General features: G+C 41.8%; 16 protein-coding genes. 14 read left to right on the top strand and 2 right to left on the bottom strand.

Annotated elements, in window-relative coordinates:
- Nucleotides 1–3 precede the first annotated feature (3 nt).
- Nucleotides 4–2,010: an alpha-ketoacid dehydrogenase subunit alpha/beta gene (locus tag ACFOSV_RS03730; RefSeq protein WP_377903544.1), complete on the bottom strand. Its 2,007-nt coding sequence runs from the start codon at nt 2,008–2,010 to the stop codon at nt 4–6.
- 587 nt (nt 2,011–2,597) lie between these two features.
- Between ACFOSV_RS03730 and rimO the strand changes: the two genes are divergently transcribed.
- From rimO to ACFOSV_RS03685, 9 genes are all read left to right on the top strand, one after another.
- Nucleotides 2,598–3,914, top strand: coding sequence for a 30S ribosomal protein S12 methylthiotransferase RimO (rimO, locus tag ACFOSV_RS03725; protein ID WP_377903542.1), 1,317 nt, complete (start codon nt 2,598–2,600; stop codon nt 3,912–3,914).
- A gap of 147 nt (nt 3,915–4,061) precedes the next feature.
- Nucleotides 4,062–4,931, top strand: coding sequence for a glycerophosphodiester phosphodiesterase family protein (locus ACFOSV_RS03720; protein ID WP_377903540.1), 870 nt, complete (start codon nt 4,062–4,064; stop codon nt 4,929–4,931).
- Between the two features lie 114 nt (nt 4,932–5,045).
- A complete protein-coding gene (locus ACFOSV_RS03715) occupies nt 5,046–5,960 on the top strand; it encodes a hypothetical protein (protein ID WP_377903538.1) in 915 nt (304 codons plus the stop codon).
- Nucleotides 5,961–6,048: 88 nt separating this feature from the next.
- Nucleotides 6,049–7,059, top strand: a complete 1,011-nt coding sequence (locus ACFOSV_RS03710; protein WP_377903536.1) for a sensor histidine kinase — start codon at nt 6,049–6,051, stop codon at nt 7,057–7,059.
- Nucleotides 7,056–7,730 carry a LytR/AlgR family response regulator transcription factor gene (locus tag ACFOSV_RS03705; RefSeq protein ID WP_377903534.1) on the top strand — a complete coding sequence of 225 codons (675 nt, stop codon included), beginning with the start codon at nt 7,056–7,058 and terminating at the stop codon, nt 7,728–7,730. Before ACFOSV_RS03710 ends, ACFOSV_RS03705 begins: the two co-directional genes overlap by 4 nt.
- Before the next feature lie 69 nt (nt 7,731–7,799).
- Nucleotides 7,800–8,963 carry a hypothetical protein gene (locus ACFOSV_RS03700; RefSeq protein ID WP_377903532.1) on the top strand — a complete coding sequence of 388 codons (1,164 nt, stop codon included), beginning with the start codon at nt 7,800–7,802 and terminating at the stop codon, nt 8,961–8,963.
- Nucleotides 8,964–9,109: 146 nt separating this feature from the next.
- Nucleotides 9,110–10,108 carry an adenosine kinase gene (locus ACFOSV_RS03695; protein WP_377903530.1) on the top strand — a complete coding sequence of 333 codons (999 nt, stop codon included), beginning with the start codon at nt 9,110–9,112 and terminating at the stop codon, nt 10,106–10,108.
- A 161-nt stretch (nt 10,109–10,269) separates the two neighbouring features.
- Nucleotides 10,270–11,598: a M16 family metallopeptidase gene (locus tag ACFOSV_RS03690; RefSeq protein ID WP_377903528.1), complete on the top strand. Its 1,329-nt coding sequence runs from the start codon at nt 10,270–10,272 to the stop codon at nt 11,596–11,598.
- A 26-nt stretch (nt 11,599–11,624) separates the two neighbouring features.
- Nucleotides 11,625–13,673: a M16 family metallopeptidase gene (locus ACFOSV_RS03685; protein ID WP_377903526.1), complete on the top strand. Its 2,049-nt coding sequence runs from the start codon at nt 11,625–11,627 to the stop codon at nt 13,671–13,673.
- A 44-nt stretch (nt 13,674–13,717) separates the two neighbouring features.
- Here the strand turns inward: ACFOSV_RS03685 and ACFOSV_RS03680 are convergent, their stop codons facing one another.
- Nucleotides 13,718–15,358, bottom strand: coding sequence for a M61 family metallopeptidase (locus tag ACFOSV_RS03680; RefSeq protein WP_377903524.1), 1,641 nt, complete (start codon nt 15,356–15,358; stop codon nt 13,718–13,720).
- A 135-nt stretch (nt 15,359–15,493) separates the two neighbouring features.
- Between ACFOSV_RS03680 and rpmH the strand changes: the two genes are divergently transcribed.
- The 5 genes from rpmH to ACFOSV_RS03655 are packed head-to-tail and all read left to right on the top strand — an operon-like array spanning nt 15,494 to nt 18,942.
- A complete protein-coding gene (gene rpmH, locus ACFOSV_RS03675; protein ID WP_377903522.1) occupies nt 15,494–15,652 on the top strand; it encodes a 50S ribosomal protein L34 in 159 nt (52 codons plus the stop codon).
- A gap of 48 nt (nt 15,653–15,700) precedes the next feature.
- The gene (locus ACFOSV_RS03670; RefSeq protein ID WP_377903520.1) at nt 15,701–16,090 is read left to right on the top strand and encodes a ribonuclease P protein component; all 390 of its coding nucleotides are present in this window, start codon (nt 15,701–15,703) and stop codon (nt 16,088–16,090) included.
- Nucleotides 16,071–17,738, top strand: coding sequence for a S41 family peptidase (locus ACFOSV_RS03665; RefSeq protein ID WP_377903518.1), 1,668 nt, complete (start codon nt 16,071–16,073; stop codon nt 17,736–17,738). Before ACFOSV_RS03670 ends, ACFOSV_RS03665 begins: the two co-directional genes overlap by 20 nt.
- Before the next feature lie 8 nt (nt 17,739–17,746).
- Nucleotides 17,747–18,436: a tRNA (adenosine(37)-N6)-threonylcarbamoyltransferase complex dimerization subunit type 1 TsaB gene (gene tsaB / locus ACFOSV_RS03660; RefSeq protein WP_377903516.1), complete on the top strand. Its 690-nt coding sequence runs from the start codon at nt 17,747–17,749 to the stop codon at nt 18,434–18,436.
- On the top strand, nt 18,433–18,942 hold the full coding sequence (locus ACFOSV_RS03655; protein ID WP_377903514.1) for a DUF2480 family protein: 510 nt from the start codon (nt 18,433–18,435) through the stop codon (nt 18,940–18,942). Before tsaB ends, ACFOSV_RS03655 begins: the two co-directional genes overlap by 4 nt.
- Nucleotides 18,943–19,321 lie beyond the last annotated feature (379 nt).

The following is a 19,321-nucleotide window of genomic DNA, read 5'->3' as shown; positions in this document are numbered from 1 at the left end:
ATTTCAAAAGACGATGAGCTCTTTCAATTTAGCTTTAAATCGCTCGACTGGCAAAAACTGCTTTTCCAAGCTTGGAGCAAATGGAACTGGAGTGTCTAGGCTTCCTTCACGCATCACAGGCGCATCCAAATGAGTAAAGCAATGTTCTGAGATCCAAGCGCAAATCTCGGCCCCGATACCGCCCGTCAGGCAATCCTCTTGAAGGAAAATGACTTTTCCTGTTTTCTTGACTGTGGCCATAACCGCTTCTTGGTCCCAAGGCAATAGCGTTCGTAAGTCCAAGATATCTGCCGAAATTCCCATTTCTTCCGCTGCCTGGATCGCCCAATGAACTCCCATCCCGTACGTGATGATGGAGACGTTTTCACCTTCTCTTGCCAAAGCAGCTTTGCCAATTTCAGTGGTGTAGTGCCCGTCAGGAATCTCTGCAGTGATGGAGCGATACATTCCTTTATGCTCAAAATAAAGATAAGGATTTGGGTCCTCAATAGCGGCATTGAGGAGGCCTTTGGCATCGTAAGGATTGGAAGGATAGACGATTTTTAGGCCTGGCGTATGGAAAAACCAAGCCTCATTGGACTGAGAATGGAAAGGACCAGCTGCCATTCCTGCACCTGTTGGCATCCGCACGACCACGTCTGCATTTTGTCCCCAACGGTAATGGATTTTGGCGAGATTATTTACAATCTGGTTGAATCCTACAGACACAAAATCAGCAAATTGCATTTCCACCATGGCTTTGTAGCCCTTGATTGAAAGTCCGAGTCCGGCACCGATGATGGCGCTTTCGCAAAGTGGAGTATTTCGAACTCGATCTCCACCAAATTTTGCCTTAAAGCCATCGGTAATTTTGAAGACTCCTCCATAATCCCCGATATCCTGTCCCATCAGCACCAAATTCGGGTACTTTTCCATGGATTGCTCCAGTCCCTGAGAAATCGCGTCTACAAAACGTTTCTCTGATTTTGGTCCATCTTCTGGGGCTGAAATTACTTCTTGTGAAAAAGGAGCATAAATATCATTCAATTCCACCTGCAGATCCGGTGAAATTGCTGGCTCTGAAAAGGCTTTATTTAATGCGTCATTGATGGCTTTTTTGATCCTTTTGTTGATTTGATCTTTGGTTTTGGTCTCCAGCACACCAATTTCTTCTAGATAGTTTTCATAATTATCCACTGGATCCAATCGAGCCCACTCTTCCATGATTTGTTTTGGAACATATTTGGTTCCCGAGGCTTCTTCGTGCCCCCTCATTCTAAAAGTGATTGCCTCTATGAGTACTGGACGTGGGTTTTGGCGAATATCTTCAGCTAAGGTCTTGATGGCATCATAGACTTCTAAGACATTATTTCCTTGTACCCGAATCGTTTCCATCCCATAGCCTGGGCCTTTGTCCGTGAAATTTTTGAAGGCAAATTGCTCTTCACTTGGAGTAGAAAGACCATAGCCATTGTGTTCCACTACAAAAATGACTGGCAGTTTCCACACCGCTGCGACATTAAGTCCCTCGTGAAAGTCTCCTTCCGAACTTGCACCATCTCCTGAGAAGACCACCGTCACTTTATTTTCCCGAGAAAGTTTGTGTGCTAAGCCGATACCATCTGCGATGGCCATTTGAGGGCCTAGGTGAGAAATCATGCCCACGATATGGTGCTCTCTAGACCCAAAGTGGAAGGAACGGTCGCGACCCTTTGTAAAGCCTGAGGCCTTGCCCTGAAACTGAGCGAAAAGCTTTTCAAGAGGAATATTCCGTCCTGTGAAAATGCCCAAATTTCTATGCATGGGCAGAATAAACTCATCTTGAGCCAGCGCATTAACTGCTCCAATCGAAATGGCTTCTTGTCCCCAGCCGCTAAACCACTTAGAAATACGTCCCTGTCGAAGCAAAATCAGCATTTTTTCTTCAATCCTTCTGGGAAGAAGGAGAGATTCGTACAGTTCGATTAGCCTTTGATCTGAATAATTTTTTCGGTCAAAATTTAAATCGGTTTTTTCGGCAAGTTTGGGCATTGGGCTAGGATTTGGACACTAAGTTAACCGAAGGATTAGGCTTTGCAAAGCCAAAAAAACTCAATTCTTTACAAGGATTGTGTAAAGTCTTTTAGATCGGGCTTTAGTTTTCAAAATCCCCGAAAATGCAAATGCCCCGACTTCCGCCGAGGCTAAAAATAAATGCAAGGAGTTAAAAAATTTTGCTGTACAGTTCAAATGTACACAGCCGGTTTCAGGCCGGAGTAAGCTTTTCGTTAAGCTTAGTTTATTAATCAATTCAGGATTTAATTTTAGGGTAATACCGAGCGGAGTAATATTATTCTGATTCTTGGTGAGCTTGATTTTTGATCATTTTGAGGGGTTTTGGCTTAATTTTAAGTTAACCTCAAAGGCCACATTAATGTGGCCAATCTCCCAAAAATTCTTTTGCTTTATATAATGCGCTGAAGCCTAAATTCCGATCAGTACCAAGAATGTTGTGAAAGTGGAAGATTATTGGAGAAGATCTCCGTGGACCACAGATCTTGGGCAACTGTTGACCGTTGACTGTGGACGGTCGACGTGAAAATTTCCCTACCTTTGCACCCTCAAAAAGAAGGAAATCTGTGAAAGCGAGAACTCTCAAAAAAGACAAGGTCAATATCATCACCATGGGTTGCTCCAAGAATCTGGTGGATTCGGAAGTGCTACTCACTCAACTCAAGGGTAATGGCATCAACGCCTACCATGAGTCCAATGCCGATGACAATAATATTGTGATCATCAACACCTGTGGCTTTATCGATAATGCCAAGCAGGAGTCTATCGATACCATTTTGCAGTATGTGGACGCCAAGGAGCAAGGCTTAGTGGATAAAGTCTATGTGACAGGATGTCTTTCGCAGAGATATAAAGCTGATCTGGAAAAAGAAATTCCTCAGGTGGATGCATTTTTCGGAACGCGAGATTTGCCTGCAATTTTGAAAAAATTCAAAGCAGACTATAAGCACGAATTGGTGGGTGAGCGACTGCTCACTCATTCTGCGCACTATGCCTATATGAAGATTTCCGAGGGTTGCGATCGACCTTGTTCGTTTTGCGCCATTCCGCTGATGCGTGGAGGACATGTTTCTAGGCCGATTGAAGAATTGGTCAAAGAAGCTCAACACAAAGCTGCTCAAGGCACCAAAGAGCTACTTTTGATCGCCCAGGATTCGACGTATTATGGTTTGGATTTGTATAAAAAGAGAAATCTTGCCGAACTACTACGCCAGCTATCCGATGTGGAGGGAATCGACTGGATTCGATTGCACTATGCCTATCCCACAGGCTTCCCGATGGACGTGATTGAGGTAATGAAGGAGCGTTCAAATATTTGTAACTATCTGGACATTCCCTTGCAGCATGGTTCTACGGATGTGTTGAAGGCGATGCGTCGAGGTACCACGCGTGAAAAGCAGGAGAAACTGATCCACGATATCAGAGAAATGATCCCTGAGATAGCCATCCGAACTACCCTGATCGCCGGACATCCGGGTGAGGGAGAAAAGGAGTTTCAGGAAATGGTGGATTTTGTGGAGCGAATGAAATTTGAGCGACTGGGAGTATTTACTTATTCGCATGAAGAAAATACCCATGCGCACACCATGGAGGATATCCTATCTCAAGAAGAAAAGCAGGCACGGGCAAACCTTCTCATGGAAGTACAAGAGCAAATCTCCTATGACCTAAACCAAGAGAAAATCGGAAAGACTTTCAAAGTACTAATTGACAAAAAAGAAGGCGGTCACTTTGTAGGGCGAACGGAATTTGATTCGGTAGAAGTGGACAATGAAGTGCTGATCGATGCGTCGAAGCATTACTGCCGAGTTGGGGATTTTGTACATGCTCGAATTACTGATGCGACAGAGTTTGATCTTTATGGGGAAGTGATTGAAGACTAGAACTAGTCCAGCTTCTGGAGAAGCAAGACAACGACTACAATAATCGACAATTATGCTGCTTTACCAGAAGCAGCATTTCCTGATTTATTAAAAATTCCCTAATCCGATTCTTTCTTTCATCCTCGAAAAATCTTCTATTTTTAGACTATGAAAAAACTAATCCTGTTCCTAGTCGCTCTACTGCCTATGTCTGTTTTTGCACAGTTTTCTTACGACCTCCAAGGCCACCGCGGGGCTCGAGGCCTGATGCCTGAGAATACGATTCCTGCCATGATCAAAGCACTGGATTTGGGAGTGACTACGCTGGAACTTGACCTTGCAGTTACCAAGGATGGGGTCTTGGTGGTTACGCACGAGCCTTACATGAATCCCAGAATTTGTTTGAAACCTGACGGTTCTGAGATCGTGACTGGGGATCATAGCTACAATATCTACGAGATGAGCTATCGTGAACTCGGGGCTTACGATTGTGGGACTTTGTATCACCCTGGATTTCCTGATCAGGTGAAGTTTTATGCTACTAAACCGCTTTTGGAAGACCTTGTGGCAGTCACAGAGAAGTATGCTCGAGATCAGAATTTACCAGCACCGAGATATAATATCGAAATCAAAAGCTCTCCGGAAGGGGATGGGGTTTATCATCCGGGCGTTGCTGAGTTTTCCGATAAGGTGGTAGACTTTGTGAACAAAAATCTAGATTGGGAACGTGTGAATATCCAATCTTTTGATTTTCGGGTATTGAAGTATATTCATGAAAATCATCCTGAGGTTCCGCTCGCGATGCTTGTGGAAAATGCTAGTAAATATGAGCGAGATTTAGAAGAGCTTGGTTTCCAGCCAGAAATTTACTCCAGTTATTTTTTGGGATTGAATAAAGAGATTGTTGCCGAGCTTCAAAAAAAAGGCATGAAAGTCATCCCTTGGACCGTGAATACCGCGGAGCAAATGCAAAAGCTTTTGGATATGGGTGTGGATGGGATTATTACTGATTACCCAAATTTGGCTCCAAAGCAGTGATTTTTTTCCGAAAGGCCACGTTTGACCTGAAATCTCCCACGTTCATCGACTTTTTTTTATCATATTCATGACAAGAGACATCTTGAGCCCATCAACAACTCAAATTCTCAAATCATGAAAAAATTAAAATCATATTTCGCACTCGGCACATTACTGTTGCTTCTCAATTCCTGCGTTTACTCTTTGTTTCCCATCTATACTGAGGAGACGCTGGTCTTCCTGCCCGAACTTCTGGGAAGATGGCAATTAACCGGAGAGCAGGAGGATTATATCGAATTTCAGCGGATCAATAGTGAGTCCGAAGAGAATATCCAGGTTTCCGACCCTGTAAATGAATCCAGTAATGAAGTGTATACCGACTCGATTACTGTGAACGGGATGACCTTACGCTTTAATACTGATGACGGAATGATGGTCGAGGGCAAAATGGTCTACGACCGGGATAGTATACGCATGTTTTATGAGAGAATTGCCCAGAGGGTAGATTTTAGTGATGATTCAGAAAATTCCAAATCCACAATGGAGGCAGTGGGAGAATCCTTGGACGCTTTGGGTAAATCCATTGATGCAATTGGGAAATCCTTGGATGCAGTCACCAAGGCAGGCGGTAAGGTTACTTCTTTTGAAGGGTCTATGTATGAGTCCAATGATGAGAGCTATCGAATCATTGTTATGGACGATGGGGAAAGAACGGAGTATATGGGTCACGTGGCTAAAATCGGGAAGGACCATTTTCTGGATATATATCCGCTGGCAGAATATTCGGATTCGGGTTTTGGATCCAATATGATGCCTGTGCATACTTTTATGAAACTAGAGTTGAAAAGGGGCCAGTTGGATATGACTCAATTTGATCTGGATAAATTGAATAGACTTTTTGAGAGTAATCTCATTCGCTTGCGACATGAAAATGTGGATGGAACCGTTTTAATCACGGCTCAGCCCGAAGAAATTCAGAAGTTCTTGGATCGGTATTCAGATGATGAGTCGGTCTTTGAGGAAACGGATACCTATCAAAAAATAGACTGATGAAATCGAGCATGACTAAAAAGTCACACACTGGAATGATTATATTTGGCGAGATTCCATGTGGCCATAAAAAACAAATTATGAACACATGAAATTTCTCAAAAAACTCATTACCTCGACCTGGTTTCAGCATTCAATTTTCTGGATACTGTCCATTTATACCATCGGGAGCTATTTTTCCATTGCAAGTCTTTTCAAAGTCATAGACTTCTTTTACGCACTCCTATTTCATGTCTCGCTGGTATTTTTGGTCTATGTGAATTTGCGACTTTTGATCCCTCGATTGCTAGAGCACGAAAAATATGTTTATTACATACTCTGCATTCCGGCTTTGATTGTAGCCACTTACTGTATTCATGAGCTGACCTTTGAGGTACTTTTCCCTTTAATGGATTCGGATTATTACATGGTTTCGTTCACCGAATGGCAGGTTTTGGTATCGATTTTCGGCATTTACTTGGTTTTGACGACTTTGATTAAGCTTTCTAAATCTTGGTACAAACTCCAAGAGGTGGAGAAGGAAAAGCTTTCCATCGAGCTCGATTCATTGAAAACTCAGATCAACCCCCATTTTCTCTTCAATAGTTTGAATAGCATCTATTCTCAGGCCTTGGGCAAAAGTGAGCAAACGGCAGAAACTGTTTTGGAACTTTCCAATTTGCTCCGCTATATGCTTTATGAAGTGAGTGAGGATAAGGTGCCTTTGGTCAAAGAAGTAGAAATGCTCGAAAATTATATCGAGTTACAAAAGCTCCGCTTGGATGAAAACTCCCGTGTAGAATTTTTGGTCACAGGGAATTTGAGCGAAGTGAAAATTGCTCCATTGCTTCTTTTTCCTTTGGTGGAAAATGCATTCAAACATGGTCTGAAAGGAGTGTCAGAGGCAGGCTATGTGAGCATTCGGCTTTCGGTGGAGGATCGCGTTATTTTTGCGATTCGCAATAATCTGGGGCAAATTGACGATATGGAGAAAGGGAAATATGGAGGAATAGGGCTAGAAAATGTCAAAAGGCGATTGGAGCTGATCTACCCGGAAGCGTATGAATTGACCATAGAAAGGTCTGAAAGTGAATTTCTCGTAAAACTTATTCTGGAATGATTACCTGTGCCATAATCGATGACGAGCCTCTGAGTAGACAAGTTTTGAGGCAATTTGTAACTGATCATCCCGATCTCAGTTTGAAAGGCGAATACAAGGATGCCTTGGAGGCTCTAGCTGGGATAGAGCAAAATGAGGTGGATTTGCTGTTGTTGGATATCAATATGCCTAAACTCTCTGGCATAAATTTCTACAAATCCCTGAGCAGCAAACCTCTGGTAATTTTTACCACGGCATATCCCGAGTTTGCCTTGGATGGTTTTGAATTGAATGCGGTGGACTACTTAATGAAACCTATTGCTTTTGACCGATTTTTGAAAGCTATCCAAAAGGTGAAAGGCAGGCTCAAAACCTCACGTGAAATTCAAGACTATATTTTACTAAAAGTGGATAAAAAGCTCTATCGAACTCCATTTTCAGATATTTTATACTTGGAGGCTTTTGGGGATTATGCCAAAGTACATCTGGAAAATCAGGTTTTGATCATCACCAGTACGATGAAAAAGATGGAAGCTGAGCTACCGAATGAGCTTTTTATCCGAACTCATAAATCTTATATCATCAACACCTCCAAAGTGGAATTCATCGAGGGGAATCAAGTGAAAATAGGAAGCCAAATGATCCCTATTGGTCTCAGGTACCGAGAAGCGGTTTTGGAAAAAATGAAATAGGAGAGGTTCATTATTCGGTTTTTGCCCTTTGGCTCGCTTTGCCTAATTTAGCCGACTAAAATCACCCCAATGAAGCTAGTCGAAGTGACCACGTCCGCGCATCAAAAAGAATTTATCGAGATGGCTGTGCGTCTATACAAAAACGAAAAGAACTGGATTCGTCCTTTGGACAAAGATATAGAAGGGCTTTTTCACCCTGAGACTAATAAGCTTTTTCGTAACGGGGCGAAATGCAAGCGCTGGCTTTTGGAGAATGATAAAGGAGAAACGATTGGTCGGGTAGCTGCTTTCATCAATCCCAAGATGAAGGAAAAACAGCCAACCGGTGGTTTAGGATTTTTTGAGTGTATCGATAGTCAAGAGGCCGCTTTTCTTCTGTTTGATACGGCAAAAGCTTGGTTGGAAAGCGAGGGAATGGAAGCCATGGATGGTCCTATTAATTTCGGAGAGCGAGACAAGTGGTGGGGACTTTTGGTAGATGGTTTCTCAGAGCCGAATTACAATATGCCTTGGAACTTCAAGTATTATCAAAAATTCTTTGAGGACTACGGCTTCAAGCTCTATTTCAAGCAATTCACCTACATGCGGCCAGTTCAGAATTTGGGCTTTGATGAAAAGATGATCAAGCGTGCCAATCAAATCATGGCCAATCCAGATTACACCTTTAGATATATCAAAGGAAAAGAGCTGCAAGAAAAAGCTCCGGAATATTTTATGACGGTGTACAATAAAGCTTGGGCTAGACATATGGGCAAGTCTATCGCGCTGAAGGAAGCGCAGCTGATGTTTGGTAAAATGAAACCTATTATAGATCCGCGATTGATTTACTTCGCTTTTTACAAAGGCGAACCCGTCGGTTTTTTCATCCAAATTCCGGAGATCAACCAAATTTTCAAACATGTGAATGGAAAGATGGATCTCATTGGAAAGCTGAAATTTCTTTGGTACAAAACCTTTTCACCACCGAATAAAATGCTTGGTCTAGTCTTCGGTGTGGTTCCAGATCATCAAGGCAAAGGAGTGGAGTCCGCTATGATCATCACCTATGATAAAATGAGTGGCAAATCCTCTTTCCCATACAAAACAATAGAAATGAACTGGATCGGAGATTTTAACCCTAAAATGATGCGGGTTTGCGAACAGCTACTCGCCGAGATCTATAAAACCCACCATACTTACAGATACCTATTTGATCGAGAGAAACCTTTCGAGAGACACCGGATATTTGATTGAGGTGTTTATGGTGGATGCTCGATGCACGATGTTTCTATCCAATAAGTAATGACATTACAGGTGAAAGTTTAATTCCGAATGAAGTCTTGCCAACCTTCGATCAGAATTTTTCAATTTTACAATCTTTCAATTTTACAATTATATAAATGAAAAAATACGATGTGACCGGCATAGGAAATGCCCTAGTAGATATTGAATTCAAAACGAATGATCAGTTTTTTACCGACAATGGGGTAGAAAAAGGTCTAATGACTCTAGTAGATGAAGAGCGTCAAAACGCCTTGATGCAAGTAATCAATACAGCTGAAGCAAAGAAGCAGTGTGGTGGCTCAGCAGGGAATACGGTGATTGCCATCAGCCAATTTGGAGGAAAATCTTTTTACTGCTGTAAGGTGGCCAATGATGAATTGGGGCACTTTTATATGCAAGACATGAAGGAGAGTGGGGTAGACCATAATCTAGATCCAGAAAACCTAGCGGATGGCGTGACTGGAAAGTGTCTAGTAATGGTAACGGATGATGCTGAGCGTACCATGAATACATACTTGGGTATTACCCAGCACTATTCTCTGGCGGATGTAGATGAGGAGGCCATTAAGAATTCCCAGTATTTGTATATCGAAGGGTATTTAATTACTTCCGAAAATGGAAAGGCTGCCATGAGGCATGCTAAGCGAGTGGCAGAGGAAAATGGAGTTAAAGTAGCGATTACTTTTTCTGATCCTGCCATGGTAAAGTACTTCAAAGATCCTTTTATTGAGGTTTTGGGAGAGGGAGTGGATATGCTGTTTGCCAATGAGGAGGAAGCTATGCTATTCACAGGAAAAGATAATCTTTCGGAAGCTCGGGAAGAGCTAAAGAAATATGCCAAGCATTTTGTGATTACCCAAGGGAAAAACGGTGCAATCATTTTTGACGGGGACACCTTTATCGATATCGAGCCTTATGCTACGGAGGCTATTGACACGAATGGGGCTGGTGATATGTTTGCCGGAGCCTTTATGTTCGGGATCACGAATGGACACAGCTATGCTTCCAGCGGAAAGCTGGCTTCTATGGCAAGTTCTAAAATAGTGAGCCAATTTGGACCTCGATTACAGTGGCATGAGGCAAAGGATATTCTGGCGAAGCTGATTCCTTCTTAAGAATTTAGCATTATTTACAGAAAAAATTGTCTAGTTGATACCTTGAAATCCCATTCTATTATTAATTTCAGGTCTCAGAAAAAATAAGTTCTGAAAACAAATTGCCCTGTAAACCCGGTTTATAGTTAGTAAAATCGAAAACTCTAACCTTCTTACTTAAAATGAAAAAAATTACCCTATTTGGGTTGCTTGCCGCCCTGCTCTGCATGCCGGCATTTGCCCAGAAAAAGATCGAGTTCAAGGAATTCACCTTGGACAACGGCCTGCATGTGATCATGCACCAGGACAATAGTACACCCATTGTCATCACTTCAGTGTTGTATCATGTTGGTTCGAAGAACGAAAACCCAGAAAGAACGGGGTTTGCACATTTCTTTGAGCACTTGATGTTTGAAGGGTCTGAAAATATTGGACGCGGTGAGTACATGAGCACGATTGAAAGTCGTGGAGGTACTTTGAATGCCTTCACTTCAAATGACATCACCTACTATTATGAGTTGCTTCCTTCTAATGAGTTGGAATTAGCCCTGTATATGGAAAGCGAGCGTATGCTGCATTCCAAAGTGGATCAAATTGGTGTAGAGACACAGCGAGAGGTGGTGAAGGAGGAGTACCGTCAGCGGTATGAAAACCAGCCTTATGGCACCATTCTATTGGAAACTCTAAGAAGAGCGTATAGTGAGCATCCCTACAGATGGGCTCCAATTGGTTCGCTTGAGCATTTGAATGCTGCGGCTATCGAAGAGTTTCAACAATTTTACAATGATTTTTATGTGCCAAATAATGCTACACTAACCATTGCCGGAGATATTGACTATGCACAGGCGGAGAAATGGGTAAGAGAATATTTTACTGAAATTCCAATGAGTACGAAGGCAATTTATCGACCTAATGTCACTGAGCCTAAGAAAACAGAAGAGATCAGAGATATTGTCTACGACAACATTCAAATCCCAGCAGTAATTCAGGCCTACAATCTTCCAAAGCGTACCAATCCTGATTCTTATGCGCTGTCAATGCTTTCTACTTACTTAACTGGCGGAAATTCATCTTTGATGACTAAGGAGCTTGTGGATAAGCAGCAAAAGGCTTTGGCTTTGGCAGCGATTCCTTTGGAATTAGAGGACGGTGGGATCTTCATTATGTATGGCATCACCAATATGGGCGTAGAGCCTCAGGACTTGGAGTCGGAAATCGACAGGCTTATTAAGCAAGTTCAGGATGAAGGAATTTCGGATGAAGATTTCGAAAAGCTTCAAAATATCATGGAAAATAATATCGTCAGTGGAAACTCGTCAATGGCAGGTATTGCCCAAAATTTGGCTGAGGCTCATGTGATTTTCGGAGACACGAATTATATCAATCAGACAATGGATAACTACAGCAAGGTCAAGAAAGAGGACCTTCAGCGAGTGGCTAAGGAGTATCTAGACTTGAACGGTCGAGTGGTTCTTTATTATTTACCAAAGTCAGCTCAACCTACTGAATAATCACCGTGAATAAATTAGCAATTGACATGAAAAAATTAACTATATCTTTTGTATTAACCCTTTTGGTATCGGTGATGAGCTTTGCTCAGGTGGATCGTAGCAGCTATCCTGCTTCTGGTCCTGCTCCCGAAATCAAGATTGGTGATGCTGAAACCTTTACTCTAGAAAACGGGCTGAAGGTTTTTGTTGTGGAAAATGACAAATTACCTCGCGTATCTTTCACTCTAGTTTTAGAGCGTGATCCTATTTTGGAGGGAGATAAGGCTGGATACCTCGGTTTTGTAGGTCAAATGATGATGGCTGGAACAGAGAATAGATCCAAGGATGAACTTGACGAGGAGATTGATTTCATCGGAGCGAGTGTCAGCGCTGGTTCATCTTCCATGTTTGCTTCTTCTTTGAAAAAGCATCAAGAAAAAGTATTGGAACTAATGACGGATGTGCTTTACAACCCGATTTTTCCTCAAGAAGAATTGGAAAAATTGAAAAAGCAGTCCTTAACAGGACTAGCCACATCCAAAGACGATCCAAATTCTATTTCTAGCCGACTTTCTTCAGCTTTGGTTTATGGTAAAGATCATCCCTATGGGGAGGTTCAGACGGAAGCCACAATCAATAACATTGAAGTAGCTGATGTGAAGTCTTATTATGAGACTTTCTTCAAGCCAAATATTGCTTATTTGGCAATCGTAGGTGATATGTCTATCGAAGAGGCGAAGGAAATTGTTCCCAAATATTTTGCTAATTGGGAGCAAGGCGAAGTTCCTTCTTTTACCTACGAAAAGCCTGCTCCTGTCTCTAAGACTGAAGTTGGGCTTGTAGATAGAAGCTCTTCAGTTCAAACGGTGATTGACATAGCACAGCCAATTGATTTGACGCTTGGAGATGATAATTACATCAATAGCCGAGTTCTAAATCAAATCTTTGGTGGTGGATCTTCCGGTAGACTATTCAAAAACCTTAGAGAGGACAAAGGATTTACGTATGGTGCGTATTCTTCTATGGCAGCGGATAAGTTAGTGGGTCAGTTTTCCGCAAGTGCATCAGTGAGAACAGAAGTAACGGATTCTGCAGTGTATGAATTTGTAAGCGAGATTGATCGTTTGCTGGCAGAGGGCGTGACGGAGGAAGAATTGAAAATGGCTAAGGCCAACCTTGCTGGTTCATTCGGTCGTTCTTTAGAAAGTCCATCAACCATTGCAAACTTTGCCCTCAATACTGAGCGATACGATTTGCCAAAAGATTATTACAAAACCTATCTCCAGAAGATTGAAGCGCTTACTGTAGAAGATATCAATCAAACGGCAAAGGAATTGATCGATCCTAATAAATTATACATCACCGCGGTGGGTAATGGATCTGAGATTAAAGATAAACTCGCTCAATTCGGTGAGGTGAAAATGTATGACAATATGGGAGATCCTGCACGAGAGGTGCAGATGGTCGATGCGGATATGACTGCATCTAAAGTCCTTGCAAACTATATCGAAGCCATCGGCGGTGAATCTGCAGCAAACGCTGTGAAGTCTGCTAAGGTGAGTATGGATGCTGATGTTATGGGGAATATGATCACTATCGACATGGTTTTTGACGACGAGAACATGCGATTTGGTCAGAAGACTTCCCTTGGTGGAAATGTGATGCAAAGCACGAGCATGGTAGATGGCAAGGGAGCAATTTCTGCACAGGGTCAAAACATCGAAATGTCTGCCGAGCAGTATGCAGAAGCGCAAATGAGTGGATTCTTTATAGCTGAGCTTTACTATGAGGACCTCGGATATACACTTACACTTGATGGTGTAAAAGACGTGGAAGGTGAAGATGCCTACAAGGTGATCATCGCAAATGCAAACGGTGCTAGCATGAGTAATTACTACTCTGTAGAAACTGGGTTAAAAATCAAAAATGAAAATCCGACCTCAGGAGATACTTTCTATTCGGAGTATACAGAGAAAAATGAAGTATTGATTCCTATGCTTTGGACTATTAAGTCTCCAGCGATTCCAGTTCCACTTGCAGCGAAAATCACTTCGCTCGAATTGAATCCGACATTGACGGAGGCAGATTTTAAGTAATGATTACTGAACAAATGATTAAGGGAGCTATCTGGCTCCCTTTTTTATTTTGTCCAAATATCAAATTCGGCAGTCTTTTCTAGAGGGTGGAGAACAATTTTGGGGTAATAGGATTGCTCCCCCTTAGGAAAATCAAAGGAATGGTTTTGACCATTTTTTCGCTTCGACTTGATTTTTATGCTTTCTGGAGTTTCAGCCCAATCCAGTTCATCCCCAATCATTAGTGCTTGGTAAGCAGGGGAGCAAGGATGGATTTTTAGGATTACATTGTCCTTAGAAAGAATACCCAGCTGTTTGGTCAAGAGGTCAGGGTTGTCCATCTTATTCAATTCCATGCCGATGAGTCCAACTGTATTTTCTAAAAAGTCAAAAATATTCTCCTTACCGTGGATATACTCACGATAAAATTCATCTAATCTTTCAGCGTCAATCCCTTTTGACTTGAACAATCGCCAAAAACTATTCAGAGAATAGCCTTGCCTTTTCATACCAAATTTCTGCCAAGCTCTTGTCATCACTTTTGGGAGGCTACTCCCTTGGGCTAGAAGCATTAAATCCAAAGCAAAAGCGATCAAAGCCCCATGGCTATAAATGCTTGTTTTCTTATCGGGGATGCCTGCTTGGTATCCGTCCAGCCACAGGTCAAAACTTGACTCAAGGATAGAACTGGTTTGCATGCCCTGTACAGTTGATTCCCGATCTAATATTTTATTAAAATGTTTGAGGTAGGTTTCAAAACCATAAACTCCAGATTTAAGCAAATAAAGATCGCCCATGTACGTAGTGATTCCCTCCAACATCCATCCGGCTTCGGTGTAGACTTCAGTACCAAAATTGTATGGGAGTAGTTCTTTAGGTCTAATCTGGCAGACATTCCAAGCATGGTACAACTCGTGACATGCCACCCCAATCAAATCTTCCATGGCTTCAGTTTCTTGAAGCATATCCCAAGGACCAAAGGTAATGACAGTGCCTCTCTTGTGTTCTACTCCATGGTAGTGTTTGTAGGGGAGGATCTGGTAGATGAAATGGTATTCGGACTCTGGGAATTCACCAAAATCCTCAATCAATCGCTTAGTAAATTTTTTATGTGCTGTGATAAATTCTGATTTACTGAAGTGAATTTCTCCATGAATCCAGATTTGAAAATCTTGATGAGCGACTTTGTATGTCCAGTGAGTAAGATTTTCTGCTGCGAGTAGGGTAGTATCGGCTAATTCCTCGAAACTAGGAACAGTGTAATTTTGGTTTTTGAGTAGTGGCTGGGTACATACCCTTTTGGAATACCCTTTTTGGAGAAATTCTATAATCAGGTCCTGAGGCTTCAAGCCTTTTATTTCGACTAGGCAATTCACAAAATTGATGTAAATCTGCTGCTCATCTACCCAGCAGGATCCAGCGTCCATTTTGGCGGCATGGTATTCATAGCTGATTGTGTATTCTTTGTTGGCTTCGATCGACATGGTCCAAGTGTTTTTATTTTCTTTCGAAAAAGGAACGGCATGGCCATTGGACTCTACAGTGAATTTTCTCAAGTTTTGAGCGTAGTCAGCCAGCTGATAGCGTCCCGCACGCCAGGCAGGAAGTTGAACTTTGATAGTCGTATCAAAGTACGAGTGGACCAAAACTTGAATATTGAGGAACTGTGAAGTCGGGTTTTTTGATGAAATTTGATACTTAATCATACCTTTGTAGAAGTTTTATTACAAATCTCAAAGGGGGATTTGTATTTAATGAAATGCTACTTATCTTTGCAGTCCTTTTTGGAGGGTTTACCAGAAAGTCAAAAACAGAACGCAATTAGTTAAAGATATTCGATCATGAAAAGAACATTCCAACCTTCTCGCAGAAAAAGAAAAAATAAGCACGGATTCAGAGAAAGAATGTCTTCTGCCAACGGAAGAAGGGTGCTAAGATCCAGAAGAGCAAAAGGTAGAAAGAAGCTTACCGTTTCTTCTGAAAAGACATTGAAGAAGTAATTCTTTGAACTTCTTTTCGTATGTTCATATACGGCAGGACTCCTTCAGATGAATTTTCGACTTCCAAAGAGTGAGAGACTTCACTCCGTAAAATTAATCGAGGAACTTTTTAGCGAAGGTTCCTCTTTCTTTTTATACCCCTTCAAGGTGGTTTACAAAGGTCGTGCACCACTTGAGGAAGAAGGTACGGCTGTGCTGTTTTCCGTTCCGAAAAAGAAACTGAGGAAAGCTCACCAAAGAAACCTTGTCAAACGCCGCATGAGGGAGTCATACCGACTGAATAAACATAAATTAACGCTTGATCGACCAATCCTTCTTGGGTTTGTTTACGTTTCTCAAGAAATTATGTCGTTTTCAGATATCCAATCCAAGATGGTAAAGATTTTGGATCGTTTAAATTTAGAATATCACACTAACCATGAAGATAAAAAACCTTAGAAAAGGGCCTTTGCTGTTTTTAGGAATTAGCCTAGTGCTTTTTTCCGGCCTCTTTGCTTTTACCCTCAGGAATGATAGGCTTTTCACCCTTGCCAAAAATATTGACATTTTCGCTACTCTAGTTCGAGAGTTAGACTCTTACTATGTGGAGGAAATCGATGCAGATAAATTGGTGACTGTTGGGATCAATGCCATGCTGGAAGAATTGGACCCATATACCGAGTATATCCCAGAGGAAGAATCAGAAGGTTTTAGAACTTTAACCACTGGAGAATATGCCGGGGTTGGGGCCTTGATTGGAAACCGGGGAGAAGGCAATATGATTATTATGCCCTACACAGGGTTTCCTGCTCAAGAGGCTGGATTGAGAATTGCCGATTTTCTTTTGACTGTGGATACGGTGAATGTTGCTAAAAAATCAACGGCTGAGGTTTCTGAACTATTGAAGGGGCCTGCAAACACCAATGTAAATGTGAGTGTATTAAGAGATAAGGATACACTTCGCTTTGAGTTGACGCGGAAGAAGATCGTAATATCAAATGTTCCATATTATGGAAAACTTGACGAGACAACTGGATATATTAAACTAGCGGAGTTTACCAGTAACGCATCGTTAGAGGTACGTAGAGCTTTGGAGGATTTGAAATCACAAGGGATTGAAAAGCTTGTTCTAGATCTTCGAAACAATGGTGGTGGATTGCTCAACGAGGCAGTGGAGATTGTCAATCTCTTTGTACCCAAGGGCAAAGAGGTGGTGAAGACGCTAGGAAAGTTGGATAATGTCAATTACACCTACAAAACGACCAAAACACCTGTCGACAAAAATATTCCGCTCGTGGTTCTGATCAATGAAGGAAGTGCTTCCGCCTCCGAGATCGTGGCTGGAGCCTTGCAGGATTATGATCGTGCGGTTTTAATTGGAAGGAAGTCATTTGGAAAAGGTTTGGTGCAAACTACTTTGCCATTGACATACAACGCCCAAGTTAAAGTTACTACTGCAAAATACTATATCCCAAGTGGACGCTGTATCCAAGCTATTGACTATGCCCAAAGTCGTGAAAATGGAGAAATTACAGTGGTTCCTGATTCGCTTCGTAAGGAATTTTTGACGGCAAATGGCCGGGTGGTTTTAGACGGAGCTGGAATTGAGCCAGATGCTAAGGTAGAACCAAGGCAATACGCCCCTATTTCTTACACCTTGGTCGCAGGGAATCATATTTTCGATTTTGCTACGCAGTATTACTATAAGCACGAACAGATCGGGGATCCTAGAACTTTCTCCATCACTGATGAGGATTATAATGAGTTTGTAGCCTTTCTAGAAGGTAAAGAGTATGACTACACTACTTATGTAGAGAAGTCTTTGGAAGATTTGGAAAAGTATGCTGAAAAAGAAGAGTACTACTCTGAGATCGAAGAGCAAATAGAGGCCATCAAGGCTCGAGTGAATCATAATAAAGAACAGGATCTGATTACCCATCAAAATGAGGTTCGCCGAATCCTTTCAGGTGAAATCGCTTCAAGATATTATTTTCAGGAGGGGATGATTGCCTCCGGCTTGGATTATGACGAAGATATTGAAGAGGCTTTGAAGTATTTGAATGACGCGGATCTAAGACAGTCTGTGCTAACTGCTTCCAAAAAATAAGCTAGGCTATGGCAATTATATTGTCTTTGGAGACATCCACTTCAGTCTGTTCGGTTGCGATTCATGAAAAGGGCCAGCTGCGAGCATTGCAAGAAGTGAATGAGCCTGGTGCACATGCAGGAAAATTGATGGATTTGATTACTGCATGTCTCGAAAATTCAGTTCTTCAAATTGAAAATTTGGACGCCATAGCTGTTTCGTCTGGACCTGGTTCCTATACTGGTTTGAGAATTGGGATCTCAGCGGCCAAGGGTTTAGCCTTTGCTAGAAATGTTCCAATCATTGGAGTGAGCTCCATGGAAGTTTTGGCACATGCGGCTAGGCATGAGATGAATGAAAGAAGTTTAATTATCCCTTTATTAGATGCTCGTCGGATGGAGGTCTATGCCGAGGTATTCAACGATACGCTGGACTCGGTTTCAGGAGTCCGCCCAGTTATATTAGGAGAGGGCGTCTTTGAGAACTATTTGTCTCAGTCAGTGGTTTGTTTTATTGGGGATGGGGTTTCAAAAGCTAAGAACATTATTTCCCATCCTAATGCTAAATTTTCAGAAGCCAGCATATCCGCGCGCTTTATGGGAGAGGTGGCTTGGAAAAAGTTCTTAATCCATGACTTTGAAGATTTGGCCTATTTTGCACCAGATTATTTGAAAGAATTTAAAGCGTTAAAGTCAACAAAAAATCCACTATTGAAATGAGCGAAATAGTAAACAGAGTGGCTACGAGTCCTTTATTGACAATTGATCTGGAGGAGCTTTACCCAAAGGGTGAAAGAGTCACTTTTGATCTTAAGCCATTTTTGTTTCAGGAATTGATTCTCAGGGAAAAGGAATTTCGTCTGGCGTTGAAAGAATTAGATTGGGGGATTTACGAAGCAAAGTGGGTGTCTATTGTTTGTTCTGCTGACGCTATCGTTCCAAATTGGGCCTTTATTTTGGTTGCAACTCATCTTGAAGGGTTGGCTGCTGGGTATGTGGTGGGTTCGATGGATGATTTAGAAAAGGTGGTCGTCGATTCTGTTATCACAAATATCGATGATCAGGAGTTAAAAGATCGCCCTGTTGTAATCAAAGGGTGCAGTGATTTGCCTAATCCACTGTATGCATATGGCCAGCTTGTGAAGCGGATTCAGCCATTGGTGAGATCAATTATGTACGGTGAGCCATGTAGCACGGTGCCTATTTATAAGCGGCCCAAAAAATAGTTGCTTGAAGATAAGAGTCTTATAATTTTTTAATGTTTTTCTGAAACATTCATTTGGTTAATTCTAGACTCTACCCTATGTTTGCACTCCCATTTGAGAACAGACTCAAATTTTGATTTCACAGCGCGAATTTTCGGACAAAGAGATTTAAATTATTTTTGATTTTTCTTTTTGCAGATGAAATAATTATCCCGATATTTGCACTCGCATTTGAGGAAAACGACCTCACTCATCCTTAGAAAGCTAAGGAAAAAGTTCTTTGAAATGATGTAAGGCGAATACCTGAGTGGTTATATGGGGTTGGTTTTCGGACTGGCTTTGTGTGATCATGAAATAGGAAAAGAAAGACAAAAAAGTTAATAGACAATTTACAATGGAG

It is taken from the genome of Algoriphagus namhaensis (genome assembly GCF_042649705.1).
Taxonomy (GTDB): domain Bacteria; phylum Bacteroidota; class Bacteroidia; order Cytophagales; family Cyclobacteriaceae; genus Algoriphagus; species Algoriphagus namhaensis.
This window is presented reverse-complemented; position numbering and strand designations above follow the sequence as displayed.